The organism is Thermoleptolyngbya oregonensis NK1-22 (assembly GCF_032705245.1).
GTDB lineage: Bacteria > Cyanobacteriota > Cyanobacteriia > Elainellales > Elainellaceae > Thermoleptolyngbya > Thermoleptolyngbya sichuanensis.
Map to the genome: position 1 here is coordinate 1,145,808 of NZ_CP053540.1, position 26,248 is coordinate 1,172,055.

Genomic DNA, 26,248 nt, shown 5'->3' on the forward strand with positions numbered 1-26,248 from the left:
ATTGGGCGATCGCAACAACTGGTTTTATGAGCTAATAGCTCACTGTTGCTCAACCAATCGACAGAATGCTGTGGGATCTTGACCCATCCAAAGATAGGTTTGCGGATTGTCTTATCTCTTCCCGCAGAGGGTATCAGCGATCGCCCGATGTCAGGAAAGATTGATATTACTCGATATGAATTCCCAAGAAAAAGTATGGAAACTCAAGTAGAAGGCTCAAATGCTGCGGCTGATTTGGAGGAGCGGGTGGCTGATCCAGAGAATGTGGCGCTGCCGGAAACCTATGGACGATTGATTATTATTGGTGGAGCAGAAGATAAGGAAGGCGAATGCAAGATTCTGCGCGAGTTTGTGCGGGAGGCGGGCGGCTTGCAGGCGCGGGTGGTGGTGATGACTGTGGCCACAGGGCTACCTGGCGAAGTGGGAGCCATGTACATGGATATTTTTGAGCGGCTGGGCGTGGAAGATGTGCGCGTTGTGGATACGGGTCGTCGAGAAGATGCTAGCAATCCCAAGGCGATCGCCGATATTCAGCAGGCCACGGGCGTTTTCTTCACAGGCGGCAACCAGGCCCGCATTACGGAGTGCCTAAAAGACACCGAGCTAGATGTGGCGCTCCACCAGCGGTTTGCCGAAGGGGTGGTGATTGCCGGAACCAGTGCTGGAGCGGCGATGATGCCCGACATGATGATCGTCGAAGGAGAGGGCGAGAGCAATCCCCGTCCCGAATCTGCCAAGATGGATCGCGGCATGGGCTTCTTTCCTGGCGTGGTGATCGACCAGCACTTTGCCCAGCGTGGCCGAATTGGTCGCCTGCTCTCGGCTGTGGCGCAGCAGCCCGCCATTCTGGGATTTGGCATTGACGAAAATACGGCAATTGTGATCAACGCCCACGAAGTCGAGGTGATTGGCGAAGGATCGGTCACCATCGTTGATGTGTCGGAGCTAACCCACAACAACGTTGATGAGCTGCTGATGGATGAACCACTGGCCCTCTGCGGCGCAAAGCTGCACATTTTGCCACACGGCTATCGGTTTAATCTGGATACTCGTTCTTGCATTTGCTAGGGACGGGGCGATCGCCTCTAGACCACGCATGAGTTCAAGCCCTCGATACTCGACCGCGCCTACCTCCAAGCAGCTTTTCCCAGCGGGCTACTTTGCAACTCCAAACCCGCCGCCTCCCGGCGTTTCGATCACCAGCGCATCGTCCGCGTGCATTTGCACCTCAGCGCAACTGGGCAAGTCTTCGCGGCGGCCGTCTTCGCGATCGACCCAGTTGCGTCCGGTTGCGCCCGGTTCACCGCCGGCCAGCCCAAAGGGCGCGACCTGGCGAGAACTGGAGAGAATCGCGGCCGTCATGGGTTCGCGAAACTCGATCTCGCGAATTACGCCGTTGCCACCGCGATGCCGTCCTGCGCCGCCGCTGTTGGAGCGAATCTCGAACCGACGCAGCAGCACTGGAAACCGCCATTCCAGCACTTCCGGGTCGGTGAGGCGCGAATTGGTCATGTGGGTTTGCACTGCATCGGTGCCGTCGAAATCGGGGCCTGCGCCGGAGCCACCACAGATGGTTTCATAATACTGGTACTTTTCATTTCCAAAGGTGAGATTGTTCATTGTGCCCTGGCTGGCAGCGAGGACACCCAGCGCACCGTAGAGACTGTTGGCGATCGCCTGCGACGTTTCCACATTTCCTGCCACCACTGCGGCGGGGTATTTGGGATTTAGCAAGCAGCCCTCCGGCACGACGATTTCCAGCGGTTTCAGGCAGCCTGCATTGAGCGGAATCTCGGCATCGACCAGCGTGCGAAATACGTACAGCACGACGGCTTTGCAGATGGCCAGCGGCGCGTTGAAGTTATTCGCCTGCTGAGGTGAGGTGCCTGTAAAGTCAATGCAAGCGGAACGTTCTTGAGGATTAAGGGCGATCGCCACCTGAATGTGTGCGCCATCATCCAGCAGGTAGGTAAACTGACGGTTCAACACGCTTGCGTTGCCGTTCGGCTGAACCTGCCGACTTAGGTTCACAATTACCTGTCGAACAGATTCCTCGGCGTTGTCCTGAACATGCTGCATATAATCCTGCACAATATCTAACCCGTAGTGGGCAACCATGCGGTGAAGTTCCCGCACGCCGCGCTCATTGGCGGCCACCTGTGCCTGCAAATCTGCCAAATTTTGCGCCAGATTTCGGACTGGATAAGATCCGGTTGTCAGGATTTCTGACATCTCTGCTTCGCGAAATTGTCCGTTTTCCACTAGCAACACGTTATCCAGCAGCACGCCTTCTTGCTCAATGCGGGTGCTGTTGGGCGGCATGGAACCAGGCGTGATGCCGCCGATGTCGGCGTGGTGGCCGCGAGAGGCAACGTAGAAGAGGGGAGTCAGGGAATCGGCTTTCGTATTTGGGTTCATCGGCTGAAACACAGGCGTAATCACCGTGATATCGGGCAAATGCGTGCCGCCGTTGTAGGGATTGTTGGATACGTACACATCACCGGGTTTAATCGTCTGGCCCTTGGCGGCAATCAGGGCGCGGACGTTTTCGCTCATGGAGCCGAGGTGAACCGGGATGTGAGGCGCGTTGGCGACGAGCTGACCCTGTTGATCGAAGATGGCGCAAGAAAAATCTAATCGCTCCTTGATGTTGACCGAGTAGCTGGTGTTTTGCAGAGTAATTCCCATCTCTTCGGCGATCGCCATAAACAGGTTATTGAAGATTTCCAGCATCACCGGGTCAGGCGAACCAGAGGCAGAATGCGTTGCGAGAGGGAAATCGACTCCAGACTCTTCTTGCGTCCTGCTGTCGTCATATTTCTTGAAAATTAGCATTCCACCAGACGTGAGTTCTGCAATCCATCCAGGCTCAACGACATTCGTGCTAGTGGGTTCGATGATTAGGGCTGGGCCCATCAGGCGATCGCCCGCTTTCAGGTCTTGCCGCTGATAGACAGGCGTGTTGTAGGTTGTGCCGCCTGTGTGCATAGAAACAGTGGCGATCGCGGTTATGTCTTGAGCAAAATCTGTCTTGAGGTCATTCACTCTGTCTGGTTTTGACTGTTCTACGCTTGTAATCTCAGAAGCGTGAATTGCTTCTACGGAAACAGCCTCGACGATTAGCGGTTTGTGTTCCATTGTGAATCCATAGCGCTGTCGATAGAGCTGTGAAAATGCATCTCGCATATCGTTGAGACTGGCGTATTCGACAATCAGCGCAGAATCCGTTCCTTCGTACCGCAGGTGAACCTTAGGACGAATCTCCACCTGCGCGTCTGTGTGCAGGGGGGTGTCTGATTCGGCGGCGATGCCCTGCTGCTGGAGATCCCGGCGGGCGGCGATCGCCAATTCCTGCAATACGCGCTCTATCTCTGGTCGCTGGGCATCCGTGAGGGGGGCTTCTATCGCCTGCTCGCGAATCGTCGTCACGTCTGCTAGCCCAATGCCGTAGGCCGAGAGAACGCCCGCATAGGGGTGCAGGAAAATTTGCGAGATGCCCAGCGATTCGGCAATCCGGCAGGCGTGCTGCCCACCTGCGCCGCCAAAGCAGCAGAGGGTATATTCTGTGATGTCGTAACCGCGCTGAATAGAGATTTTTTTGATGGCGCTGGCCATTTTTTCGATGGCGATCGCCAGAAATCCTTCAGCTACCTGTTCGGGCGATTCGCGAAGCGATCCCTTCGGGAACCCCGCGTCGCCAGTACGGGTTCCAATCTCCGCCGCCAGTGCCGTGAATTTCTCCCGCACCACTGCGGCATCTAGCGGCAGATTTCCCTCCGGGCCAAAGACCGCGGGAAAAAACTGTGGCTGAATCTTACCCAACATCACGTTGCAATCGGTCACCGTCAGCGGGCCGCCCTTGCGATAGCAGGCGGGGCCAGGATGCGCCCCCGCAGAATCCGGGCCCACACGATATCGCGCCCCATCAAACTGGCAGATCGAGCCGCCGCCCGCAGCTACGGTATGAATTGCCATCATCGGGGCCCGCAGCCGCACGCCCGCCACCTCGGTTTCAAAGGTGCGCTCATACTCGCCGCTAAAGTGCGACACGTCCGTAGAGGTGCCTCCCATGTCAAAGCCTATGATCTTGCTAAAACCCGCTTGCTGGCTGGTTTTAACTGCGCCCACAATGCCGCCTGCCGGGCCGGATAAGATACTGTCTTTCCCCTGAAACAGCGCTGCATCAGTCAAGCCGCCGTTGGACTGCATAAAAAACAGCTTTGGCCGGGGCGAATCGTCAGACTCTGCCGTTACGCCCAATTCTGCCGCCACCCGATCCACATAGCGCCGCAAAATCGGGGATAGGTAAGCATCCACAACTGTCGTGTCGCCCCGGCTCACCAGCTTCATCAGCGGGCTGACCTGGTGAGAAACCGAGACCTGCGTAAAGCCGATTTGTCGCGCCAGTTCCGCTGCCTGCCGCTCGTGGTCAGGATAACGATAGCCGTGCAAAAACACAATCGCGCAACTGCGAATGCCCGCTGCATAGGCATCTTGCAACTCTTCCACCAGTCCCGTTGCCATCGGACGGAACGAAATGAGTACCTCACCTTGGGCGCTGAGGCGTTCGTCTACCTCGATGACGCGCTCATAGAGCATCTCAGGTAAGATAATTTGTCGTGCAAAAATGTTGGGACGGTTTTGGTAGCCAATTCGCAGGGCATCTCGAAAGCCTTTGGTGATCAGCAGGAGCGTGCGATCGCCCTTCCGCTCTAGCAGCGCATTTGTTGCCACCGTCGTCCCCATTTTCACCGTCGCAATCTGCCCAGCAGGAATCGGCGTATCCGGCGACAAGCCTAGCAAATCGCGAATTCCCTGAATCGGTGCATCGGCGTAGCGCTCTGGATTCTCTGACAGCAGTTTATGCACGACAAGCTGCCCGTCGGGCCGACGCGCCACAATGTCGGTAAACGTACCGCCCCGATCAATCCAAAATTGCCAGCCTTGTGTCATGATGTCGCGCTCCTTCTGGTAATCGATTCAAACTCACCGTGCCAAGCCAATCGCATCTTACTTGGTAAGGTGAAGCCAAGATGAATAAAAATTTGCAAGCTGCTTTTAACATCGTCTCACCTGGATCGCTGCCAGTTATGAAAATCGTGGCTCTATGAGCCAAGGCTTTGGCGTGAAATCTTTCTACGGTGAGGGTTGTAATCTTCTTGACTGTTTCGCCACGAAGGCATGACGCTATTGCCCTCCAGTAGTCATTGGCGGATTCCTTTAGTAGACTATCAATTTAGTAGACTATCAATACTGATAGATTTCAGTTAGATTTCCGTCCGTCTGGGAATTGTGAGATAGTCGCTTTTTCCAATTAATCGTTTTATGGCCTCTGCCTCCGACAGCGAACCCACCCTCAGAGACTTGTCTAACAAGCTGGATCGGCTTTCCAGTGACGTTGGTACGCTTTCCAGTGACGTTGAAACATTTTCAGGCGATCTGAAAAAGTTCGATGAGCGCTTTGCAGATTATCGTCAGGCGACGCAGTGGGTTGTTCAGCTTGCCTTCACGCTGATTGCCAGTGCGACGCTCACAGTCATTATTACTTCAGTGTTGCGGAGGTAAAGCCTGCGAATCTATGCCTAAGCGCCCATCCCAGAATAATGCCGCAGTCCCCGCCGCCACAGCCAGCGGTTGAGCCAAAAGAACAGCACAATCCACGCTAGGGTAATTAAGAATCCATGCAGTCGATTTCCTGGCAGCCCCACAAAGATGCTAGCCGGGAAGTAAACCAGGTAAGGCAGCGGTGTCCATTCGACGATCTGCCGGGCCAGCGGGGGAAAGACTTCCAAAGGTGCAACCACACCCGAAAAGAAAAGATAAATTAAAAACCAGATTTGCTCAATCGCGCTAGCTTTCTCGATCCAAAATGCCAGCATGGACACCGTATACTGCATTACGTAGCGCAGCACAAACGCCAGCACCGTCGCCAAAGCACCCAGCAGAAAATCGCCCACGCTCGGCAGCCAGAATGCCTGGGGATAGAGCCAGAAAAATAGCCCCACCAGCACAAAGGCAAAGGGCACGCGGGCAAATCGTTCGCCTAGGTGTGATGCAAAATAGTGCCAACCCGGATCGAGCGGTTGCAGCAGCCGCGACGACAGTTTTCCCTCCACCACGTCCCGCTCGAAATCCCACACGACCCAAACAATGGTGAACTGGCGCACCAAAAACACCGCCAAAAAATATCGCGCAAACTCCACAGGCGATAGCCCAAACTGCCCGCCCTGCGAGGCCTCCATCCACACACCCATGAGAATCAGCGGCAGACTGCCCGCCAGCACCCAGAGGATTAGCTCGGCGCGATATTCCACCATGTAGGCATAGTAGACGGACAGGAGCGTGCGGGCGGTGCGGAGCATGGGCAATCACAGAATTAGGGGTTTGGCGAATCTGGTTGCGCTGGACTGGAGCGGGGGAGGACTGTAATGGTCTGGATGTAGGTCGGGGCAGATTCCGGGTTCAAGGAAGAAATGCCGTCTGCCACCAGCCAACACACCAGTTGATAGACCCCCGGTTCGGCTGGAAAGGCAGCCTGTCCGATGGCAATGGTTGCCCCACCGGGCTGCGTTCGACCAGAGACAAAAAGTTGATTGCCAATTCGGGGCGTTTTGTCTTCGCCCTTTGCATCATAGAATCTCAGTCGGATTTTCGCTTCCCCCATTTTTTCGATGCCCGTTTGATAGCCAAACCAGGGCGATGTCCCCGTATTGTGGAGGGCAAGTTTCAAAAGTCTTCGCTGACCAGAGCGAACCCTGGGGCGATCGCCCACAGGCACTTCATCTCCATCCAGCTCGATCCAGTACAGGCTCTCCGCCGTGCCTTGAAATCCTGCTAGATAGGTTTTTCGGTCCCGAATGGGTTTGTTGAACTTGGCAAGCAAATTTCTGGTGTGGCGCTCGATTTTGCTATCTTGCAACGCCCACAATCGTCCGTTGCGCTCTGTGGCGGGCATTGGGCTGGCTTTCCAGTTTGTTTGGGTGAATGCCCCAATAGTTTGAATCAGGGTTGAAAGAGTCAGGCTGATGAGAAACAGCGCCAAGACAAATCGTGCGCCCTGCCAGTTGCGCGTTAGTTTGGGGGCGAGATCTGCCAAAAAGTAAGCGATCAAAAAACAAGAAATGGGCAACGTATCCGCTAAGAAACGCGGCCCAAAAGAGTCGTTTCCACCCAGCCAAATTAAGTAGAAGCTATATTGCAAGTAAAGCAGGAAAACGCTGACCATCAGGCACAAAAGCAGCCATTCATCCCGACGGTTTTCCCGCTTCCACCTTCGCAGCAGTCGATAAGCTCCCGGAATTGCAAACAGCAGCACGGGCGAGAAGACTAGAATCCCGTTACTAGGGCTGAGCAGTAGTCCTAGAGACCCTCTTCTAAATTGCTCGAACGTCCAAGAATAGGAAGACGGATGCTTCTCGATGTGTGAAATATATCCACCGACGATCAGGTTGCTCCAGCCGAAATAGTAGAGGTTCCAGCCCAAGTGAAACAATACGCTCGGTAATCCTAGCAAAAAGAAGACGGCTTCCTTGCGATAGGCAATAACCACGTACAGAAAAATAACGGCTGAAAACAAAGCGCTGGTGATTCGAGCGCTAGGTAGAATGCCGCAAAAAATTCCTGCCAAAAACAGCAGCAGTCTACGGTTTTTTCCCTCACTACGCTCCACTTTGAGCAAGCACAGCAGAATCCCCGAAAGCAGCAAGTTGGAAATGGTGTGCTGGCGCAAATCCTGTGAGCAAATGGGCCAGCTTCCGGTGGCAAAGGCGAACACAAAGGTAGAAACTGCTGCCACGCTGGGGCTGAATTTGAGTCGGGTGCTGAGATAAAAGAAAACAACCGTCAAAGCAGTGGAAATGGTCGCAGCAAACTTGCTAAATCCCTGCCGATACGTTGCAAAGTCTTCGCTAGCAACGTCAGGAAATCCGGCTGGAAAAAGGTTGAAAATGCCGCCCGTGATTCCGTCCAAAAAAGCAGCCAGCTTGAGCGCAAAATAATAGAGAACGGCGAGGGGAAACGTGACCAGCGCTGGCCCGGTCGGAAACCGAGAAGATAAATGACCCGTTGGTGACTCTACAAAGTAAAACGGGATGCCGCCGCCGCGATATAGATAGCCATCCCGAAACGCATCAAAGTTTAGGCTGTGGTTTTGCAGCCAGTTGAATCCCAAAAGCGTGTTGGTCACGTTGTCGCTGGAGTTCAAATCCACGCGGCCATTCATGGCGTAGACAAACACGCAGGCCCAGAAGATTGCCAGACTGGTTGCCGCAACCGGACGCTGTGCAGCGGCCTGTCGGAGGCGATCGCCCACCGTCATCCACTTCGTGACCAGACGCTCGACCAAGGACACTTGCACTTCCTTACTGACCAGATCGCAACACAGAGAGATCCAAACCAAAAATTTAAGTTCAGATCAGCCCAATCTCACACAAGCCAACATTCTAGCGATAAGGGAGCCGTCCCGTTAAGCCGATGCGCCGCCGCCCGTATTGTCCAGACCGCCGCTCTGAAACACGCGCCCAATCACCTCTTCCACAGGCGGATCGGTGACCGTGAGGTCGGCAATGTCTAGCTCCGCCAGCAGCCGCGAGAGGATCTGAGTCAGCGCTTCCTGGGGCACGATGAAATGAGCCACGCGGCCCTCGATCGCCTTCAGGTGTCCGAAGCGTTCTAGAACCTGGGGCTGTGGGTCTTGCCCCAATTCCACCGTCACCTCGCGGCAGGGGGAAAACTGCTCCAGCAGTCCGTCCAGGCTGCCATCATAAATCAGCTTGCCTTGGTGAATCATCAGCACGCGGCGGCAGAGGGCGGTGATGTCGGCCATGTAATGGCTGGTTAGCAGCACGGTGGCTTGAAACTGCTGGTTGTATTGCCGCAGGAAGTCGCGGACGCTGCTCTGGGCATTCACATCCAGCCCCAGCGTCGGCTCGTCCAGAAATAGCACTTTGGGCTGGTGAATTAGCGCCGCCAGCAGTTCCGCCTTCATGCGTTCCCCCAGGGACAGCTTGCGGACGGGCTGGGTCAACTGGCGATCCAGCGACAGCATCTCGCTCAGTTCCCCCAGGCGGCGGCGAAATTCTGCTTCGGGGATGCCGTAGACGGCGGCGTTGATCCGCAGCGAGTCCAGCGTGGGCAAGTCCCAGATCAACTGCTGCTTTTGCCCCATGACCAGCGTAATTTTTTGCAAAAAGCCCGCTTCGCGCCGATAGGGGATGTGCCCCGCCACCGAGATGCGCCCGCTAGAGGGGTGAATCAGCCCGGTCAGCATTTTCAGCGTGGTGGTTTTGCCTGCGCCGTTGGGGCCGAGGAACCCGACAAATTCGCCCGGTTCAATCGCAAAGGACACGTCCTGCACGGCGGGAATGTTGCGGTAGGTGCGCCGAAAGAAGTGGGTCAGCGTGCCCTTGAGTCCTGGCTCTTTGACCGCGACGGGGTAGAACTTGCTGAGGCGATCGACGGTGATGATGGACATGGGGTGGGACGGGGAGTGGGCAAAGCGGCGGGGAGTCGCGCAAGCTGTTCAAGCAAATGATGGATGGTGCGTCGGTGGCTTCTCTCTACAATACAGGCTCGATAACACAGGCTCGATTTGGCATCGGGGGTTGGGGACGAGCTTGCAGGGTGACGGACGGTTTTTGGGGAAGGCGCTGGGCTGCGGTTTTTCAGAGTGGGTTGGAAAAGTGGCGCAGGCGGGGTTACTGTGGAGGCGAGTTCATCTTTCGTTACTCGTGACCCAGCTTTTGAGGAACTTCCTGCCATGTCTCGACCTGTTCTATACGTTGCGGTTACGAATCATGGGTTTGGGCATGTGACGCGGACGGCGGCGGTGGTGGCAGAGATTCAGCGGCGCAGCCCGGAGATTTTGCCCATCATGGTGACGACGGCTCCGCGCTGGCTGCTGGATTCCTACCTGGAGGGCGAGTTTTTGCATCGCCCCAGAGCCTTCGATGTGGGTGTGGTTCAGCCCGACAGCCTGACGATGGACTTGCCCGCCACGCTGGCCAAGCTGAAGGAAATCCGCGATCGCGCTTCGTCCATCATTGCCAGCGAGGTCAGCTTTATTCGACAAAACCGCGTAGGGCTGGTGTTGGGCGATATTCCCCCATTGGCCGCGCCGATCGCCCGTGCCGCTGGCGTGCCCTGCTGGATGGGCAGCAACTTTGGTTGGGACTATATCTATCGCGCCTGGGGCGGCGAGTTTGAGGCGATCGCCGACTGGATTGGCGAGTGCTTTGCCCAGTGCGATCGCCTGTTTCGGATGCCGTTTCATGAACCCATGAGCGCGTTTCCCGTCGTGCAGGAGGTCGGCCTCACCGGCGGCAGCCCCCGCCACAACCCGGACGACCTGCGGAGCAAGTTCAACCTGACTGCGCCAAAAGAGAAGACGGCGCTGCTTACCTTTGGCGGGCTGGGGCTGGCAGAAATTCCGTATCACAACCTAACGCGCTTTCCCGACTGGCAGTTCATCACCACCGACAAGCAGGCTCCCGACCTGCCCAACCTGGTGAACGTGGGCGGCACTGCCTTTCGCCCGGTGGACTTTATGCCGCTGTGTGGGCGCGTCGTGTCGAAGCCAGGCTATGGGACTTTTTCGGAAGCCTGCCGCCTGGATGTGCCGATTGTCAGCCTCACCCGCGATGACTTTGCCGAAGCGGCCTGCCTGCTGGCGGGGATTCGTCGCCACTGCGTTCACCGCATTATTACCCCGGCTGAATTTGTCGAGGGCGATTGGGACTTTTTGCAAGCGCCGCTGCACCCGCCAGAAACCGACCTGCCGCTGGATAAGACCGGAAACGAGGCGATCGCCCAAGCAGTCATAGACTATTTGGGGAGCTAGTTGGGGAAGGCAGGAGCCGTTGGATAATGGAGAACAGGGAGATAACTTCGGGCGATCGCCGATCTCCCGGTTGCTGAATCTTGCTGAAGCTCTGCAATTCCCCTCTATTTCCCATGCATACCCTGCCCCCCGGCACCTTTGGACTCCCCTTTCTCGGCGAGACGCTCAACTTCTTTACCGATCCCAACTTTGCCCAAAAGCGCCATGAACAGTATGGCGACCTGTTCAAAACGCGCCTGTTGGGGAAGCCGACGATTTTTATGCGGGGCGTGGAAGCGAATCAGTTTGTGCTGAGCAACGAAAACACATACTTTAGCGTGGACTGGCCGCCCAGCACCAAGGCACTGCTGGGGAAGCTGTCTCTGGCGCTGCAAACCGGGCACGAGCACCAGTCTCGCCGCAAGCTGCTGGCCCAGGCTTTTATGCCGCGAGCGTTGTCGGGCTATATCAGCACAATGGAAGCCATCACGCAGCGCTATACTCAGCGCTGGCAGCAGCAGGGCCAGCTAACGTGGTATCCCGAACTGCGAAACTATACGCTGGATATTGCCTGCAAGCTGCTGGTGGGGCTGGACAAGGGTTCCCAAACTCGCCTGGGGCACGTTTTTGAAACCTGGTGTCAGGGTTTATTTTCAATTCCGCTCAATGTACCGTGGACGGCATTTGGCAAGGCCAAGCGGGCGCGGCGGCTGCTATTAGAAGAAATGGAGCAAATTATCCGCGATCGCCAGCAGAGACTCTCTCAGTCCCTCAATTCCTCAGATGGGCCAGAGTCAGACGGGTCAGAGGCTAGCGACGCGCTGGATTTGCTGATTCGCGCCTGCGACGAAGATGGGCAGGGCCTCAGCCTGGAAGAGCTAAAGGATCAAGTCTTGCTGCTGCTGTTTGCGGGGCATGAAACTCTAACCTCGGCGATCGCCTCCTTTTGCCTGCTCACGGCCCAGTCGCCCGATGTGCTAGACAAACTGCGGGCCGAGCAGCGTGGGTTTGACCCAGCCGCGCCGCTGAGCCTCGATTTGCTGAAGCAAATGACCTATCTAGAGCAAGTGCTGCGAGAGGTGCTGCGGCGCATTCCCCCGGTTGGCGGCGGCTTTCGCACAGTGCTGCAAGACTGTGCTTATGGTGGCTACACCATCCCCAAAAACTGGAGCGTGCTGTATCAAATTGGGCCGACGCACCAAGATGCATCCCTCTATCCCCAGCCAGAGCAGTTTGACCCAGAGCGATTTAGTGCTGCCCAACTGGGCGATCGCTCGGCCGATCAGCAGCGCTACGGATACGTGCCCTTTGGCGGCGGCATTCGCGAGTGTTTGGGCAAGGAATTTGCTCGGCTAGAAATGAAGATCTTTGCCACCCACCTGCTGCGGCATTGGCAATGGACGCTGCTGCCCGACCAAGACTTGAGCATGGTGATTGTCCCCACGCCCCACCCCCGCGACGGGCTGCGGGTGGCGTTTGCGGCACGGGAGGCAGGCTGATGGCGGCTTCTCCCCCGTTTATCGTCATCAACGGCCAGCAGCAGCTTTCTCTTGCCCAGGCGGTGCGATATTTGCAGGCAGCGGGCAAGCTGGACGAAATGATTGGCGAAATCCTGCGGCAGTTTGTGCTGGATCAGGCATTGGGCGATCGCGCTGCGGGGCAGCCAGCCGGGGCAGAGGTGGAGGCGGCGATCGCCCACTTTCGCCAGCAGGCAGATTTGACCGATCCCCTCGCGTTTCAGACCTGGCTGGAGGCTCAAGGGCTGGATGCAGAAGCCCTGAAAACTCAGACCCAGCGAGAACTCCAGCTTCGCCAACTGCGCGATCGCCTGACGGAGCCGCACCTGTCGCAATATTTCATTGAGCGCAAGCTGGATCTGGATCAGGTCGTGCTGTCGCGGCTGGCGGTGGGCGATCGCGATCTAGCAGAGGAGCTGTATCAACAATTGCTAGAGGGCGCAAGTTTCGAGACCCTGGCGCAGGACTATTCCCAAACGGGCGATCGCCTGTTCAATGGAATGCTGGGGCTACTCAGCCGGGGCAGCCTGCCCGATGCCCTCCGCGCTGCCGTGGATGCGGCGACTCCTGGCGATGTGCTGCCGCCGCTGTTTATCGAGCAAGAAAACCTGTGGTGCGTCTTTCGGCTGGATCGTGTCCTGCCTGCCACACTCGACCACCCCGAAGTGCTGGAAACCCTGCGGAATGAGCTATTCGACCAGTGGATCATGCGGCAGCTCGATGGGCTGGATATTGAGGTGTTGGTGGGAGAGTGAGGGGGGTGGATTTTGGATTTTGGGTAGACGGGCAATCTAAAATCCCTAACCTAAAATCCCCAACCTAAAATCGCCAATCTAAAATCTAAAATCGAGATCGCGATGCCGCTTCATCCCGGCTTCTGTCCCGGTCTTTTTTCGGGCATTCCCAGCGTGGCGATCGCCGCGATGCCCAAAATCGACAGCAGTAAGCCGGTTGAACCCAGCGTGGTGCTGCCCAAGGCTAGGATCAGGCTGAGCGCCAGGACAATCCAGCGATTGGGATGACGAAGCTGGCGAATGGCGTTGACGAGTAAGTAAATAAACAGCGCAGGTAGGGCAAAGGTCAGCCAGCGTTCGGGAATCTGGAGACCGACCACGCAGCCGAGCCAAGTTCCTGCCACCCACGCTCCCCAGCAGCAGCAGTGCATCCCCAAATAGTAGGCAAATGGGCGCTGTGGGTCAGACATTTCCAGGGCAAAAACTTCATCCACCAGCCCGTGGCAGAGCAGCCAGCGCTGCCAGGTGGGGAACTGAGCATAGCGATGACGGGCGATCGCCAGACTCATGGGCACATGGCGCAGGTTCATCACCAGCACGGTAATCCCGATGCTCAGCGCGGCTAGCCCCTGCCGCAAGCCTTCTACGGCCGCAAACTGGGACGCGCCTGCAAAGATCCAGGCCGACATGCCCAGGGTCGCCTCCACCGATAGCCGGGCCTGGATGGCGATCGCCCCAAAGCTGACGGCCGTGGGCAAAAATCCGGCTACAATTCCCAGCGCCCGCGTCCCGCCGCGCAAAAACTCTCGCATGTCTGCTTCTCCGGTTGGTTCAGGACTGACGCACTGGCGATAAGTTTGCTGGGTTTTGGACGATTTTTCGCGGGCGCAGCCCGCGAAAAATCGTCCAACTGCGTAAGTCCTATGGTTGTTCATTAGCTTAACTTTTGGCTTAACAGCGGCAACGGCGGTGGTGTTGCAGGGGGGCGATCGCTAGACTAAGGCCATCAGCAACCAGTTCTCGAACCCCCCGAAACTTATGAGAAATACTCATCCTGACTACAGTTGGCTGTTTCGGTTTGCGGTGCGCGTGTTGAAATACTTTCTTCTAACGCTGTTTGGAATTTTGGTAGCCATTGTGCTGTCAAGGGTTTTAGTGATTGCCCCTCTCCTGCATCTCTTGGTGAGCATTTTGGATGCTGCTCTGTTCAAGACGATGGGGTTGGTCTTTTGCCTGATGGCGATCGCCGTGGTGGTGGAGTCGATTCGCTAGGAGCCGTCCATCGCCCGCTGCACCTTGGCGACCTGCTTGGGCGCGTCTGTTTTTTGGAAGAGGGCGATCGCCGCCTGAAAGCTTTGTTCGCTGCGGCGGGTGTCGCCCATTGCCCGATAGGTCAGCCCTTGCTGGTAGTAGGCCTCAGCCAGGTCATACTTTGCGCCCACGTCCCGCAGGTATTGAATCGAAGCCTGATGTTTTGCAACGGCCTGGTCATAGCGTCCCTCTTCGGTGTCGAGTGCGGCATCTCCATAGAGCGCCTTGGAGGTGGCTTGTCCGTAAGCGCTGCGTTCTCCAAAATCTAGCACGCGATGATAGAGCAGGCGCGATCGCTGAATTTCGCCCAGTTCCCGGTAGGTCAGCCCCAAGAAAAACAGGCGATATTCCGTCACCCAGCTTGGCAATTGGTGATCGCCCAGTTGTTCGACGGCTGCGTAGAGGTCATCTGCAATGTTTCGCGCTGCCTTGCGATTCCCCAGCCGCAGGTGGAGATAGGCAATGTAAAACAAGACCGACCTGCGGTAGCGGGCATCGGTCAGCGGTTGGCAAAGCTGCTCGACCTGGCGATGGGCCGCCATGCCCGCTTCGTATTCGCCCAAGGCAATCTGGCAGATGCCAATGGTCAGCAGGGCGTTGATTTCCACCAGCCGCAGCTTGAAGGTCGTATCGTCGTCTGGGGGTGTTTGCAAGACCGATTGGGCGATCGCCCGCGCTTTTTGGCAGCATCTCACCGCCTCGTGGATATTATCAGACGAATAGTAATAGACCGCGCCCAAAATGCCGTAGAGTCTGGCGCGGCGATAGCTGTCGGGGAGCCGATCCACCACCGCCAGGATCACCTCCTCCGCCTGACTCAGTAGCCCTCGCTTGTAGAGCGATCGCCCCAGCGATTCGTTTGTGCCCCAGCGGTTGGGTCGCTTTTGAATAATCACGTCCGCCGCTGCCTCGTGGTCGCCCCGGTCGATGTAGTGATAGTAGGCTTCCAGCGCCGTTTGCACATCGTCTTGCGTGATGATGGCAGTCACCCGCTCGGCCCAAAATTCTGCGGCGTGGCGGTGGGCCGTGGCATAGTCGGGGGTGCTGGCCAGCCGATCGAGCGCCTGGGCGCGAATCACTGGATGCAGCCAGTAGCGCTCCTGTTCGCACTCCACCAGCGATCGGTCTTGCAGCGCTCGAACCACGCGGCGATGGCGGCTCTCTGGCACGTCCCACAGCAGGCAAAATAGCCCTTCTATGGGCACTGTCGGCACGTCCTGATAGCGATAGCAGCCCATGCGACACAGCAGGTTATAGGCATCGGGCAATAGCTCTTGCAGTCGGTTGAACTGCTGGTTGACCTGGTCTTCTAGCTCGCAATGGCTCAGCAGGTTGGTCTGGTTGACCCGCCAATAGGCCGCCACATCCCCCGCAAAATCTTCGGCAATACTGCTGCCGATTAGATCCATGCTTTTGGCATTGCCGCCGTGGGCCCGGTGCAGCGCCTGCATCGCAGGGGCATCGACACAGCGCAGCCCGCGATTTTGAAACACCTTTTCCCAGGCGGGCAGGGTTAGCCCCCGCAGCGGGTAATGCTGCACCGACACCATATATTCGTGCAGGCGTTCGCGGCTGGTGATCAGCGTTGTAGACTGCACCGACGGGTCGGCCAGCACGTTGAGCAGTTCCACATAGCGGCGGTGTGGCTCGATAAAGCGTCCGTCTGGGTCGAGGGCGGGTTCCAGGTTGTCGATCAAAATGCCGAGGCGGTCGCCCTGGAGCTTGCGCTTGAGCCGATCTAGCGACACGAAAAACTCGCGGCCCGGTTCTTCGCCCAACTGCCGCAGCTTTTCCTCCAGCAGCGCCTCGACCGGGGCAATGTCTTTTGTGGCCTTGGCAATGGGGAACTCCAGCACTGCGCCAAACTTTTGCTGGAGATAGTTTCGCGCCAGCGTCGTTTTGCCAATGCCCGCCCGCGCCTGGATCACGATAATCTTGAAGCCCCGGCTCAGGAGTCCGTCTAGGTCGGCGATCGCCTCTTCCCGCCCGACAAAGTTGGGATCGGCCGCGGCTTCGTCGGCAACTGCCTGGGACGATTGGTGGTCGTCGGGTTGCAGCGTCAGCCCAAAGGCGCGAAACAACTGTTCGAGCGATCGCGCATCGACCCCGCGCAGTTGGTCGCGCTGCTGGTCGAGCCAGGGCCGCAGAATGCGAGAAATGGTTTCCGGCGAGAGGTATTCCGCCGTGTGTCCGTTGGGGTTTCCAGGCTCGGTGCAGCGGGCAATTGCCGCGTAGGTGGGGCGATCGCCCGGAAACCGAAGGCACACAGCCTGCCAGATGCGGTCAAATCCCGTTTGGGTTAAGATGCGTCCCCGCTCACGCCGTGATAATACAGCCATGCCTGTAGACAGAATCAGCCATCCAACCGACCAGACGCTTTAGCAAGTGAACCCTTTGTTCACGGAGCCACCCACACCATTGCGTCAATATTCCCATGCTTTTTGGGAAATACTGAAAACTTCTTCCCTGAATCTTTATACTCAGGTTCGACCGTCTCCTATGCTGACTAGCAGCAACCCTTCGTCTCAGAGCCTTTGCCTTTAGCCCCTCTAGCCCCTCTAGATCCTCCCAATCCCCAACGCTTGGTGTTTCTCATGGTGAAGCTGAGCCACGTCGTTCCCTTTGGGCGATCGCTCGCCGAGTATCGCCTGATGTTTAACCTGACCGACCTCGACCTGTCCCGCGACATTTTGGACGCGGGCGGCGGCCCGGCCAGCTTCAACGCCGAGATGCACCAGTTGGGGTATCGGGTCATCTCCATCGACCCGATTTATCAATTCAGCGGCGCGGAAATCGAGCAGCGATTCTACGCCTGCGCCAGCGACATCATTCGCCAGGTGAAAGACACGCCCGATGGCTGGGTGTGGGGCTATCACCAGTCGCCGGACGACCTGCTGCGGAATCGCGAAACGGCGCTGCGGCGGTTTTTGGCAGACTATGACCAGGGCAAGGCCGAAGGACGCTATCTCGTAGGCGAGTTGCCCGATCTGCCGCTGAGCGATCGCCCCTACGACCTGATGCTCTGCTCTCACCTGCTGTTTCTCTATTCCGACCATCTCAGCCTGGAGATGCACTGCCGCTCGATCGCCGCCCTGATGGTGCGGGGGCAGGAACTCCGGATCTTTCCGCTGCTGACCCTGGAACGAGTGCGATCGCCCCACCTCGAACCCGTCTGCGAAGTCCTCACCGACTTGGGCTATCGCGTGGAAATCGTCCCAGTGCGCTACGAACTGCAAAAAGGCGGCAATGAGATGCTGCGGGTGACTCGCCGATCGTTGGCGGTCTAGGGCGGGGAGAGAGGAGAGAGAAAAAGGAAGAACGAAGAGAGAAAAAGGAAGATTGAAGAGAGAAGAGAGAAGAGATTTTATTTTTCGTTTTTCGGTTTTCGTTTTTTCCATCCCTCCCCCCCTCCCCAAATGCCCAACCCAGCCCATCAGTGGTTCTCTACCCAACGCATCACCGATTCTCTGTACCTCATCACCGAGCCGCATTACTACTGGTTTAACCGGGCAAATTTGTGGCTGATCAAGGGGCGCGATCGCGATTTGCTGATCGACACGGGGCTGGGCGTACTCAGCCTGCGGACCTATCTGGCGGATCTGCTGGACAAGCCGCTGCTGGCGATCGCCTCCCACATTCACTTCGACCACGCTGGGGGAATGCACGAGTTTGACCATCGCGCCATCCACGCGGCCGAGGCAAGCGCCCTGCGGATGGGCGACGACTACGAGGCACTGTGTACGCCGCAGCAGGGCTGGGTGCGGCAGGAGGATTTTCACCAGTTGCCCTACGAGGGCTTTACGGTGACCACCTACAGGCTGCGGGCCTGCGAGCCGACGCAGATTTTGAATGAGGGCGATGTGCTAGATCTGGGCGATCGCGCCCTAGAAGTGCTACATCTGCCGGGACACTCTCCGGGCTGCATCGCGCTCTACGACCCCAAGACACAGGACCTTTTTTCTGGTGACGTGATCTACGACGGTGAACTGCTGGACGATCTGCATTGCAGCCATATCCCCACCTACCTGGCTACCTACGATCGACTGGCGCGGCTGCCTGTGGAGACGGTCTATCCAGGGCACTACCGGATTTTTGGCAAAGCGGACTATGGGCGAATTGTGGACGAGTATCGGCGATCGCGCCGCAGTCTGGGCTGTCCTGGTGAACGGGTGCAGTCCCACAGCGGCCGGGCTTAGCCCACCCTCGACAAGACCGATGCGTCACCAGGCAAAATCCGTGCTAAAACGGGGCGATAGAAAGGGGCGATGGGCAATTCGCGAAGCGATCCCTTCGGGAATCGCCCTGGCCGCTAGAATGAAATCGTCGATGGGGTCTTTGAACCTGCGGTTACGGTTGGGCCGGGTCGCCGTTTTAGCGGCACGCCTGGATTGAAGGGTCACGCAACGTCTGATGTCTGATTTGCAGCAGAAGCATCCGCCGGGAACGTCGCCGCTGGCGCTGTGGTTTCGCGATACCACGGGGCTGATGGAGGAGCGCGTCCAGTTTCGCCTGCGCGGCAATCATCTGCACATTCTCTGTGAGGCGCAGCCCTGCCCCGACCGGGGGGCGATCGTGGGGCGGCTGCTGCCTGCGCTGCGGGAGGTTGACCTGAATACGCTGGTGCCCGCCGGACAGCCGACGATTTATCAAATTTATCTCTACGGTCGGCGACCCGGACAGTCGTTGCCGGACTGGTCGTTTTCGATTGACCTGCACCAGTTGGACGATCAGCTCCAGCAGTTTCTTGGGGAACAACTGCTGGTGGAAGAGTCCCCAGAGTCTGCATCGCAGCGGGGCGGGCAGTTGGCGACGGTCAGCGTCGGGTCTGGGTCTGTTTCAACGGTTGGCTTTGGCGGGCTGCCGTCGGGCGATTCGCGTAGCGATCCCTTTGGGAATCGCTCGGTCGAAGGCGATGCGGCGCTCTCTGGGTCAACCCTGGGTCTGGCGCGGCAGGGGCATCCGGGGGCGATTGCCCGCTACCTGAGCGACCACCTCAGCAGCTTTGGCGTATCCGTAAGGGCAACCGTCAAGCCGCTGCGCCCCGCCCCAGGGCCCGATCCCGATGCCGCACCGGAACCCCCACCCCAGCGGCTCTGGGTGCTGTGCGAGGCGAATTATTCGCTGGATTCCTCTCTGCTGGCGGAGCCGCTGGCTCAACATTTGCGCGATCTGCGGCTGGAGGGCTTTCGGGATGCGGTGGTGCGGGTGCAGGTGGCGGGCGAAAGCCAGCCTGACTGGATGCTCCAGGTCGATCTGACACCGCCCGATGCCATGCTGCGGGAGTGGGCCCGCTGGGGCGACGTGGGCAGCCTGACGCGCCTGCTCAACCCGGTGCTGGAGATGCTGGAGGGCGAGGTGTCTACCGCAACGCTGCGGGACTCGACGCTGCACCTGTTTTGTAGTCCCCTGCCCCAAAGCAGCCTTGCGCCCCATCCCCCCGACCGAGCGGCGGTGAAGGCGGGCGTGGGGGCCGTGTTGCAATCCATCGCGCCCCAGGGCATCCACGCTGCGACGGTCTACGGCCAGGTGTTGCACCAGGAAACGCCGGCCTGGGTAGACTGGCTGGATTTGCCCGCCAGCCAGCAGCCGCACCTGGCAGACTCGACGCTGACCCTGGCCCAGCAGGGCGACTGGGGGGCGATCGCCTTTCTGCTGAATCGTCTGCTCAACCCCGACCTGACGCAGCAGTTGGCGACGGGCGGTATCCGTGTCCAGCTTTTGCCTAAGCCCGATGGCACACTGCCATCGGATGCACCCACCCACGCTCAGCGCTATCTGCTGCATGTGATGAGCGATGCGCCCGTCTGTCCAGACCAGCGGCGGGTTGGCACGACGGTGGTGCGCTTTCTGCGAGATCTGAATTTGCCGCAACTGGCCGGCGTGCGGGTTTACGGGCGGCGTGCGGGACAAAAGCGGCCGCTGTGGAGCTATGGGGTGGATTTTGCGCCGCGATCGCGCGTGGTGCCAGAGCCAGCGCCAGAATTTGCGGCCACCGATGCCTATGTGGGCGACCTGCTGACCCCCGGCGGCGACCTGATCCTGCGCTCCGACGTGGATCTGCAAACGGCCTGGCAGCGCTGGTGCGATCGCCTCAGCGCGTCGATTCGGCGGGCGTTGGTGAAAACGCACCTGTTTGCTCCCACGGAGGATGCCCCCGCAGACGACTCCTCGGAAGCCTGGCGCTCGGACGGCCGCAGCTATCGGAATGGGGCGCTAGCGGCGGTGTGGGGGGCGGCAGGGCTGTTGCTGGCGGTGCAGGCAGACTGGCATCTGGCGCGCCTCTTGCAGCAGCCTGAGCAAAGGACCCAGCCGGATCGGTTTGTGGCGGTGGATGAGGTGCCGTCGCTAGCCTTGCCGCCAAACCGGGGCCCCTCGGCGACCGCTGCTGAAGCCGGAGCCGCTGACGGGCGATTCCCGCCGGGATCGCTACGCGAATCGCCCAGCCCAGATCCGCAGACCGAGGGCGATCGCATCTTTGATTTGTCGGGCTTTACCCGCAATGAGGAAGCCGAAGGGGAGTCTAGCGCCCCCAGCCCGTCGCCCTCGCCAGGGGTGCAGATTTCGTCGCGATCGCTGCCCTACACGCCCGTCAGCGCGACCGAGCCGCAGACGGTGGCCGAGGTGCTGGCGGCGGGGCTGCCCTTCCCCACCTTCAATAGCCGCCAGCTCGACGAGAAGCTGATGCTCTACTACGAGCGGCTGCGGCAGACGGGCAACCCGCCCGATGTGCTGATCGTGGGCAGTTCGCGGGCCCTGCGGGGGGTTGACCCGGTGGCGCTCCAGCGGGAACTGGCGACCCTGGGCTATGCCGATGTGTCGGTGTTCAACTTTGGGGTCAACGGCGCAACGGCGCAGGTGGTAGACGCGATTTTGCGGCAGGTGCTAAAGCCCAACCAGTTGCCAAGGCTGATTCTGTGGGCCGACGGGGCGCGGGCCTTCAACAGCGGCGCGGTGGATGTCACCTACAACGGCATTGCGGTGTCGCCTGCCTATCGGGAGCTATTGGCGGGCACGCTGGCGCGACCCCAGGTGCTACCGGAGGATTTTGAAACCCCAGCGGAACCCGCAGAACCGACACCGACCCTCAACACCACGCTGCGCGACAGCTATCAAACCCTCGACCGCTGGCTGAGTCGGCAACTGGGCGATCGCTCGGCGGTGTTTGGTCAGCGCGATCGCCTCAAGGACGCGCTCCAGCAGCGGGTTCGTCCAGAGTCCCCCAGCGCCGTGTCTGCGGCCCCCCCGCCGGGCCTCAGCCCGATGCCCTCGCGGTTGCCCGCCGACTCGGCCGAGTCCTTGGTGGAGGCGGGGCGCGACCTGATCGACTTCGACGGCTTTTTGCCCCTGGCGCTGCGGTTCAACCCCGCCACCTACTACCAGGAGTATGCCCGCGTGCAGGGCCGCTACGATGGCGACTATACGGATTTTCGGATTGAGGGCGTGCAGGCGGCGGCGTTTCAGTCGGTGCTGAGGCTGGCGAGCGATCGCAATATTCCCGTCATTTTTGTTAACCTGCCGCTGACGGATGAATACCTCGACCCGGTGCGCCGCCAGCACGAGCAGACCTTCCGCCAATATCTGCTGCGTGAGGATCTGGACAGCCCCAGCCTGGTTTTTCGCGACCTGGGCGAAATCTGGCTGGATCAGTACGACTATTTCTCGGACCCCAGCCACCTGAATCGCTACGGCGCGTTTGCGGTTTCTCGGCGCATTGCCCAAGACCCGATGATTCCCTGGAGCTACGCCAGAGGCAGGTAGCCCAGAAAATTAGCCCAGAAAATTAGCCCAGAAAAGCAGCCCAGAAAAGCAGCCCAGATATTCGCTAAATTCTTCCGAGAACTTCAATCTCGCCCTGGGGCGTAGCGCGAACGAGGACGGCTTCGCCCTCGCGGGGCACGAGGGTCGTCAGGGCGGTGATGTTGACCTGGTGGGTGACCAGCACGACCACGCCGGGGGTGTTGCGCTGATCCAGAATGAACTGCTGGAGGGCGCGGGTCTGCTGGGGTTCTGTGGTGCGATCGCCAAAAAATGAGTTCAGCACGGGGAACGGCTCCACCGGGGCCAGATCCATCAGCCGCGCTGTGTCTAGGCTGCGACACCACTGGCTCGACAGCACCCGCGCCACCGGAATCTGCCGCTGCCGAAAGGCCTCGCCCAACTGCCGCGACTGCTGCTGCCCTGCTGCGTCCAGGTTGCGCTGGGTCGCGCAATCGTCAATCCGAAAGGTGGGTGGGTCGCCTGTTCCTGGGGCGCGGGCGTGGCGAAACAGCACCACCAGTCCCGATTCCTGTTGCAGCAGGGCCCACAGTTCCTCGGCAGAGCGGGACGGGGGTTGCACCACGAGGGGCGGCGCGGTGGGATCGGTGGACTGGGCGATGGGACTGGGCGGTGCGGCGCTGGGCAGGGCACTGGGCACGGCACTGGGTGTGGGTGAACTGGCCATCGGCCCGGAGGCACAGCCCAATAGGGTGAAGGCGCTCAGCAGGGCGATCGCCCCCCTCGTCACGGTCTGAACGCCTGTCGAAAATCGCCTCAGGTCAACCATTGAAAATGCTCATCCGGTAAAGATATTCAGCTGGCCCGCGGGTTCTCGCAGGCGGGAGCGACGACTGGCGGCTTTGCTCGGCACCCGCTCGGACGACTCGGCCGGACTGGACTCGCCCCGCAGCCCTACGGCAATGTGGGAATGGCGCTCGATCTGCCCCATCACCTGCCGCGCCCGCTCGATGACCGAAGCTGGCAGCCCCGCTAGCCGCCCCGCTTCGATGCCGTAGGACTTGTCTGCGCCGCCGGGCCGCACCTGATGCAAAAAGATAATCTGATCGGGCAGTTCTTTGACGACCACCTGGTAGTTGGCCACGTTAGACAGCAGCGACGCGAGTTCGTTGAGTTCGTGGTAATGGGTGGCAAAGATGGTGCGGGCGCGAATGTCGGTGGCCAGGTGTTCTGCCACAGCCCAAGCAATGGAAAGGCCATCAAAAGTGGCCGTGCCCCGCCCAATTTCGTCTAGCAGGACGAGCGATCGCGGCGTGGCGTGGTTGAGAATGTTGGCCGTCTCGTTCATCTCTACCATAAAGGTGGACTGACCCGTGGCCAGGTCGTCTACTGCACCGACGCGGGTGAAAATGCGATCGCACACCCCCAGGGTTGCCGCCGCCGCAGGCACAAAGCTGCCCACCTGCGCCATCAGTTGAATCAGCCCCACCTGCCGCAGGTAACAGCTTTTGCCGCTGGCGTTGGGCCCGGTCAGAATAATCAGGTCTGGGGCGCTGTGGGTAGGCGTGGGGGCAGGCGCGGGCGCGTCGGCGGGCGGGCGCGGTGGGGGAGGGGCGATCGCCCCCCTGCTGCCCCCAGTCCCCACGGCCGGATCTCCCGACCCTAAGGTTGCCGAGTTGGGCACAAAGAACCCGGCGGGCAGCGATTGTTCCACGACGGGATGGCGGCCGTCTACGATCGCAATCTGGCGAGACTCTGTGATGGCTGGGCGGCAATAGTTTTGATAGACCGCCACTTCGGCTAGGGAACAGAGGGCATCCAGGGCGGCGATCGCCCCCGCCACCTGGCGAATCGACTCGGACTGCTCGGCCACCTGAACCCGCAGCGCCGTGAAGATTTCGTACTCCAGCTTATGGACGGCTTCGCGGGTCAGAAAAATCGCCGATTCCCGCTGCTTCAGTTCCGGCGTGATGTAGCGCTCTTCGTTGGTGAGGGTCTGCTTGCGGATGTAGTCGTCGGGCAGGTCGGCGCTGGCTTTGGCCCGCGAAATGCTGAGGTAGTAGCCAAAGGCTTTGGTGTAGCCCACCTTCAGGGTGGCGATGCCCGTCCGCTGGCGCTCGGTGGTTTCAAGCTGGGCGATCCACTGCTGGTCGGCCTCGATGCTCTGGCGCAGGTGATCGAGCTGGGGATTCACTCCGGGGCGGATCAGGTTGCCCTCGGTCAGGTAGAGGGGCGGCGTTTCGACCAGATGGGCCCGCAGCGTCTGCCCCAGGGTGTCCATCACAGGGGGCACGGTTTGCAGCGCGGTCAGAAAGGGCGATCGCCCCACTGCCGCCAGCTCAGCAATCTCTGGCAGCTTGCCGAGGGAATCTGCTAGGGCCACCAGGTCGCGGGCGTTGGCGGTGCCCGATCCGGCCCGCCCCGTCAGCCGCTCTAGGTCGTAGATTTGCTTGAGGATCTGCTGAAGCTGCTGGCGCAGAGTCCCCTGGTCGATCAGTTCTTGAATTGTGTCCTGCCGCGCCTGAATCGCGGATCGATCCAGCAGGGGTTGCAGCAGCCAGCGCCGCAGCGCCCGCCCGCCCATAGCCGTCACCGTGCGATCCAGGGCCCACAGCAGGGAGCCGTGAAACGTGCCGTCGCGCTGGGTCTGGGTGATTTCCAGATTGCGGCGGGTCTGGTGGTCGATCACCAGAAAATCGCTGAGGGTGTAGGTGCAGAGGGGCTGGAGGGGAATGCGGGTGGGGTAGGCGTGGGCCGCGGGCGGGGCGGGGGACGGGGCAGCGGTGGCTTCGGCGGGGACGGCTTCGAGCTGGCGCTCAGAGGTTTCTTCCAGGTATTGCAGCAGCCCGCCCGCCGCCCGCACCGCTAGGGGCAAATGTTCGCATCCCATGCCCTCTAGCGATCGCACGCGGAAGCGCTCCAGCAGGCGTTGGCGGGCCTCGGCCGCCTGAAACGGGGCCTGGGGCCGCAGCGTATAGCAAAACTGGGGCGGCAGTGCCTCTGGCAGGGCAGCGGCTCGGCGCGGATCGGGGATTCCGGCGCGGGCATCGGGGCGCAGCAGCCCCACTAGGTCAGGGGCGTTGGTGGGCAGCAGAATTTCGGAGGGCTGGAGCCGCAGAATCTCCTGGGTCAGCCGGTCCAGCCCGCTGGTCTGGGTGGTGAGGAACTCGCCCGTCGATACATCGGCGATCGCCAGCCCCCAGTGCGCCCCAGCTATCACCACCGCTGCCAGGTAGTTGTTGCGGCGGGCGTTCAGCATTCCTTCCTCCAGCACCGTGCCGGGGGTGATCACCCGCGTTACCTGGCGCTGCACCAGCCGCCCTTGGGCATCGGCGGCATCTTCGGTCTGGTCGCAAATGGCGACGGCGTAGCCCCGCTCCACCAGTTGGGCACAGTAGCGCTCCATGGCGTGGTGGGGCACACCCGCCAGCGGCACTCGCCCCACGGTCTTGCCTGCGTCTTTGCTGGTCAGCACCAGCTCTAGCTCCTGGGCAATGGTGATGGCATCCTGAAAAAACGTCTCAAAGAAATCGCCCACCCGATACAGCAGCAGCGCCTGGGGATACTCGTCTTTCAGATCGGCGTAGTGGCGCATCATCGGCGTGAGCGCGTCGCGGTCTACGGAGCGGTGGTCAGTGTAGCGCACCGTCTGCTTGATGAGCCGGTCTGGCAGGTCTCCTAGCCGTTGAGGTTCCGGCGCGTTGGGGGCGGGGGGCAGGTCGGTCATGGGCAGCGGCGGTAGGGAGCAGCGATGGGGGTCGGCGGCAGACGGATCAATCAACTGATGAAATCAACTGATGGAACCGACGGATGGAGCCGACTGATTGAAAATTTTAATCAGGGCTGGGGGAACTCGCAGCGTGGCGCGGGCTTCAAAGAGGGCAACCTAGCCCCATCATCTTGCCGAATCTATAGAGTGCGGATCAATAAGAGTGCGGATCAAAAGAGTGCGGATCAAACTGCGAATGGAGGTTCCCTTTTGACTTTATCGTATGGTTTTGCGGTGGGGGCGATCGCCCTCCAACGTTTTTACCGCTGAAGCTTTTACCTCCATTTACCGCCAACCTGTTTCGCTGAGCCGGCCGCGTCTTGCGGAATGCCCCGTCTTCCCGGTGAAGCTACTCAATCTGCAAGCCCCCTACAGACTCGACGGA

General features: G+C 59.5%; 17 protein-coding genes. 9 read left to right on the forward strand and 8 right to left on the reverse strand.

Translation table 11 applies throughout. The features are described 5' to 3' along the window. The first annotated feature begins 195 nt into the window (after positions 1–195). Entirely contained in the window at positions 196–1,068 is an 873-nt protein-coding gene (locus HNI00_RS04930; RefSeq protein WP_316791201.1) for a cyanophycinase, read from the forward strand. A gap of 87 nt (positions 1,069–1,155) precedes the next feature. Here the strand turns inward: HNI00_RS04930 and HNI00_RS04935 are convergent, their stop codons facing one another. Then, the gene (locus HNI00_RS04935) at positions 1,156–4,953 is read right to left on the reverse strand and encodes a hydantoinase B/oxoprolinase family protein (protein ID WP_316791203.1); all 3,798 of its coding nucleotides are present in this window, start codon (positions 4,951–4,953) and stop codon (positions 1,156–1,158) included. Positions 4,954–5,325: 372 nt separating this feature from the next. Here HNI00_RS04935 and HNI00_RS04940 point away from each other — a divergent pair, with 372 nt between their 5' ends. Continuing rightward, on the forward strand, positions 5,326–5,565 hold the full coding sequence (locus HNI00_RS04940; protein ID WP_316791205.1) for a ssr2422 family thylakoid membrane protein: 240 nt from the start codon (positions 5,326–5,328) through the stop codon (positions 5,563–5,565). Between the two features lie 17 nt (positions 5,566–5,582). Here HNI00_RS04940 and HNI00_RS04945 read toward each other — a convergent pair whose 3' ends face one another. The 3 genes from HNI00_RS04945 to HNI00_RS04955 all read right to left on the reverse strand — a co-directional run bounded on the left by HNI00_RS04945 (position 5,583) and on the right by HNI00_RS04955 (position 9,472). Next, on the reverse strand, positions 5,583–6,362 hold the full coding sequence (locus tag HNI00_RS04945; RefSeq protein ID WP_316791207.1) for an ABC transporter permease: 780 nt from the start codon (positions 6,360–6,362) through the stop codon (positions 5,583–5,585). Between the two features lie 14 nt (positions 6,363–6,376). After that, positions 6,377–8,398: a hypothetical protein gene (locus HNI00_RS04950; protein ID WP_316791209.1), complete on the reverse strand. Its 2,022-nt coding sequence runs from the start codon at positions 8,396–8,398 to the stop codon at positions 6,377–6,379. A 66-nt stretch (positions 8,399–8,464) separates the two neighbouring features. Further along, positions 8,465–9,472 (reverse strand): ABC transporter ATP-binding protein, encoded by a 1,008-nt coding sequence (locus HNI00_RS04955; protein WP_316791211.1) that lies wholly within the window; start codon positions 9,470–9,472, stop codon positions 8,465–8,467. A gap of 285 nt (positions 9,473–9,757) precedes the next feature. Between HNI00_RS04955 and HNI00_RS04960 the strand changes: the two genes are divergently transcribed. From HNI00_RS04960 to HNI00_RS04970, 3 genes are all read left to right on the forward strand, one after another. Beyond that, entirely contained in the window at positions 9,758–10,837 is a 1,080-nt protein-coding gene (locus HNI00_RS04960) for a glycosyl transferase (protein ID WP_316791213.1), read from the forward strand. A gap of 113 nt (positions 10,838–10,950) precedes the next feature. Then, a complete protein-coding gene (locus tag HNI00_RS04965) occupies positions 10,951–12,315 on the forward strand; it encodes a cytochrome P450 (protein WP_316791215.1) in 1,365 nt (454 codons plus the stop codon). Beyond that, positions 12,315–13,088, forward strand: a complete 774-nt coding sequence (locus tag HNI00_RS04970; RefSeq protein WP_316791217.1) for a foldase protein PrsA — start codon at positions 12,315–12,317, stop codon at positions 13,086–13,088. Before HNI00_RS04965 ends, HNI00_RS04970 begins: the two co-directional genes overlap by 1 nt. A gap of 110 nt (positions 13,089–13,198) precedes the next feature. Here HNI00_RS04970 and HNI00_RS04975 read toward each other — a convergent pair whose 3' ends face one another. Further along, a complete protein-coding gene (locus HNI00_RS04975) occupies positions 13,199–14,002 on the reverse strand; it encodes an AzlC family ABC transporter permease (protein ID WP_316791219.1) in 804 nt (267 codons plus the stop codon). A 103-nt stretch (positions 14,003–14,105) separates the two neighbouring features. Between HNI00_RS04975 and HNI00_RS04980 the strand changes: the two genes are divergently transcribed. Continuing rightward, positions 14,106–14,339 (forward strand): hypothetical protein, encoded by a 234-nt coding sequence (locus tag HNI00_RS04980; protein WP_316791221.1) that lies wholly within the window; start codon positions 14,106–14,108, stop codon positions 14,337–14,339. On the opposite strand, the gene HNI00_RS04985 is transcribed toward HNI00_RS04980, so the two are convergent. Then, positions 14,336–16,717 carry a tetratricopeptide repeat protein gene (locus HNI00_RS04985; RefSeq protein ID WP_316791223.1) on the reverse strand — a complete coding sequence of 794 codons (2,382 nt, stop codon included), beginning with the start codon at positions 16,715–16,717 and terminating at the stop codon, positions 14,336–14,338. The genes HNI00_RS04980 and HNI00_RS04985 overlap by 4 nt on opposite strands. A 255-nt stretch (positions 16,718–16,972) precedes the next feature. Here HNI00_RS04985 and HNI00_RS04990 point away from each other — a divergent pair, with 255 nt between their 5' ends. The 3 genes from HNI00_RS04990 to HNI00_RS05000 all read left to right on the forward strand — a co-directional run bounded on the left by HNI00_RS04990 (position 16,973) and on the right by HNI00_RS05000 (position 22,136). Next, the gene (locus HNI00_RS04990) at positions 16,973–17,665 is read left to right on the forward strand and encodes a hypothetical protein (RefSeq protein ID WP_316791224.1); all 693 of its coding nucleotides are present in this window, start codon (positions 16,973–16,975) and stop codon (positions 17,663–17,665) included. A 129-nt stretch (positions 17,666–17,794) separates the two neighbouring features. Then, positions 17,795–18,574 carry an MBL fold metallo-hydrolase gene (locus tag HNI00_RS04995; protein ID WP_316791226.1) on the forward strand — a complete coding sequence of 260 codons (780 nt, stop codon included), beginning with the start codon at positions 17,795–17,797 and terminating at the stop codon, positions 18,572–18,574. 214 nt (positions 18,575–18,788) lie between these two features. Beyond that, complete coding sequence (locus tag HNI00_RS05000) at positions 18,789–22,136, forward strand: hypothetical protein (protein WP_316791228.1); 3,348 nt, start codon at positions 18,789–18,791, stop codon at positions 22,134–22,136. A 64-nt stretch (positions 22,137–22,200) separates the two neighbouring features. Here the strand turns inward: HNI00_RS05000 and HNI00_RS05005 are convergent, their stop codons facing one another. After that, positions 22,201–22,923, reverse strand: a complete 723-nt coding sequence (locus HNI00_RS05005; RefSeq protein WP_316791230.1) for a hypothetical protein — start codon at positions 22,921–22,923, stop codon at positions 22,201–22,203. Positions 22,924–22,932: 9 nt separating this feature from the next. Continuing rightward, positions 22,933–25,821 (reverse strand): DNA mismatch repair protein MutS, encoded by a 2,889-nt coding sequence (mutS, locus tag HNI00_RS05010; RefSeq protein ID WP_420156307.1) that lies wholly within the window; start codon positions 25,819–25,821, stop codon positions 22,933–22,935. Positions 25,822–26,248: the final 427 nt, after the last annotated feature.

Excerpts from the sequence above, each read along its gene's own strand:
- HNI00_RS04960 (WP_316791213.1), top strand. The coding sequence starts at position 9,758 with ATGTCTCGACCTGTTCTATACGTTGCGGTTACGAATCATGGGTTTGGG.
- HNI00_RS04930 (WP_316791201.1), top strand. The coding sequence starts at position 196 with ATGGAAACTCAAGTAGAAGGCTCAAATGCTGCGGCTGATTTGGAGGAG.
- HNI00_RS04970 (WP_316791217.1), top strand. The coding sequence starts at position 12,315 with ATGGCGGCTTCTCCCCCGTTTATCGTCATCAACGGCCAGCAGCAGCTT.
- HNI00_RS04945 (WP_316791207.1), bottom strand. The coding sequence starts at position 6,362 with ATGCTCCGCACCGCCCGCACGCTCCTGTCCGTCTACTATGCCTACATG.
- HNI00_RS04935 (WP_316791203.1), bottom strand. The coding sequence starts at position 4,953 with ATGACACAAGGCTGGCAATTTTGGATTGATCGGGGCGGTACGTTTACC.
- HNI00_RS05000 (WP_316791228.1), top strand. The coding sequence starts at position 18,789 with ATGTCTGATTTGCAGCAGAAGCATCCGCCGGGAACGTCGCCGCTGGCG.
- HNI00_RS04985 (WP_316791223.1), bottom strand. The coding sequence starts at position 16,717 with ATGGCTGTATTATCACGGCGTGAGCGGGGACGCATCTTAACCCAAACG.
- HNI00_RS04965 (WP_316791215.1), top strand. The coding sequence starts at position 10,951 with ATGCATACCCTGCCCCCCGGCACCTTTGGACTCCCCTTTCTCGGCGAG.
- mutS (WP_420156307.1), bottom strand. The coding sequence starts at position 25,821 with ATGACCGACCTGCCCCCCGCCCCCAACGCGCCGGAACCTCAACGGCTA.
- HNI00_RS04995 (WP_316791226.1), top strand. The coding sequence starts at position 17,795 with ATGCCCAACCCAGCCCATCAGTGGTTCTCTACCCAACGCATCACCGAT.
- HNI00_RS04990 (WP_316791224.1), top strand. The coding sequence starts at position 16,973 with ATGGTGAAGCTGAGCCACGTCGTTCCCTTTGGGCGATCGCTCGCCGAG.
- HNI00_RS04940 (WP_316791205.1), top strand. The coding sequence starts at position 5,326 with ATGGCCTCTGCCTCCGACAGCGAACCCACCCTCAGAGACTTGTCTAAC.
- HNI00_RS04955 (WP_316791211.1), bottom strand. The coding sequence starts at position 9,472 with ATGTCCATCATCACCGTCGATCGCCTCAGCAAGTTCTACCCCGTCGCG.
- HNI00_RS04975 (WP_316791219.1), bottom strand. The coding sequence starts at position 14,002 with ATGAACAACCATAGGACTTACGCAGTTGGACGATTTTTCGCGGGCTGC.
- HNI00_RS04980 (WP_316791221.1), top strand. The coding sequence starts at position 14,106 with ATGAGAAATACTCATCCTGACTACAGTTGGCTGTTTCGGTTTGCGGTG.
- HNI00_RS05005 (WP_316791230.1), bottom strand. The coding sequence starts at position 22,923 with ATGGTTGACCTGAGGCGATTTTCGACAGGCGTTCAGACCGTGACGAGG.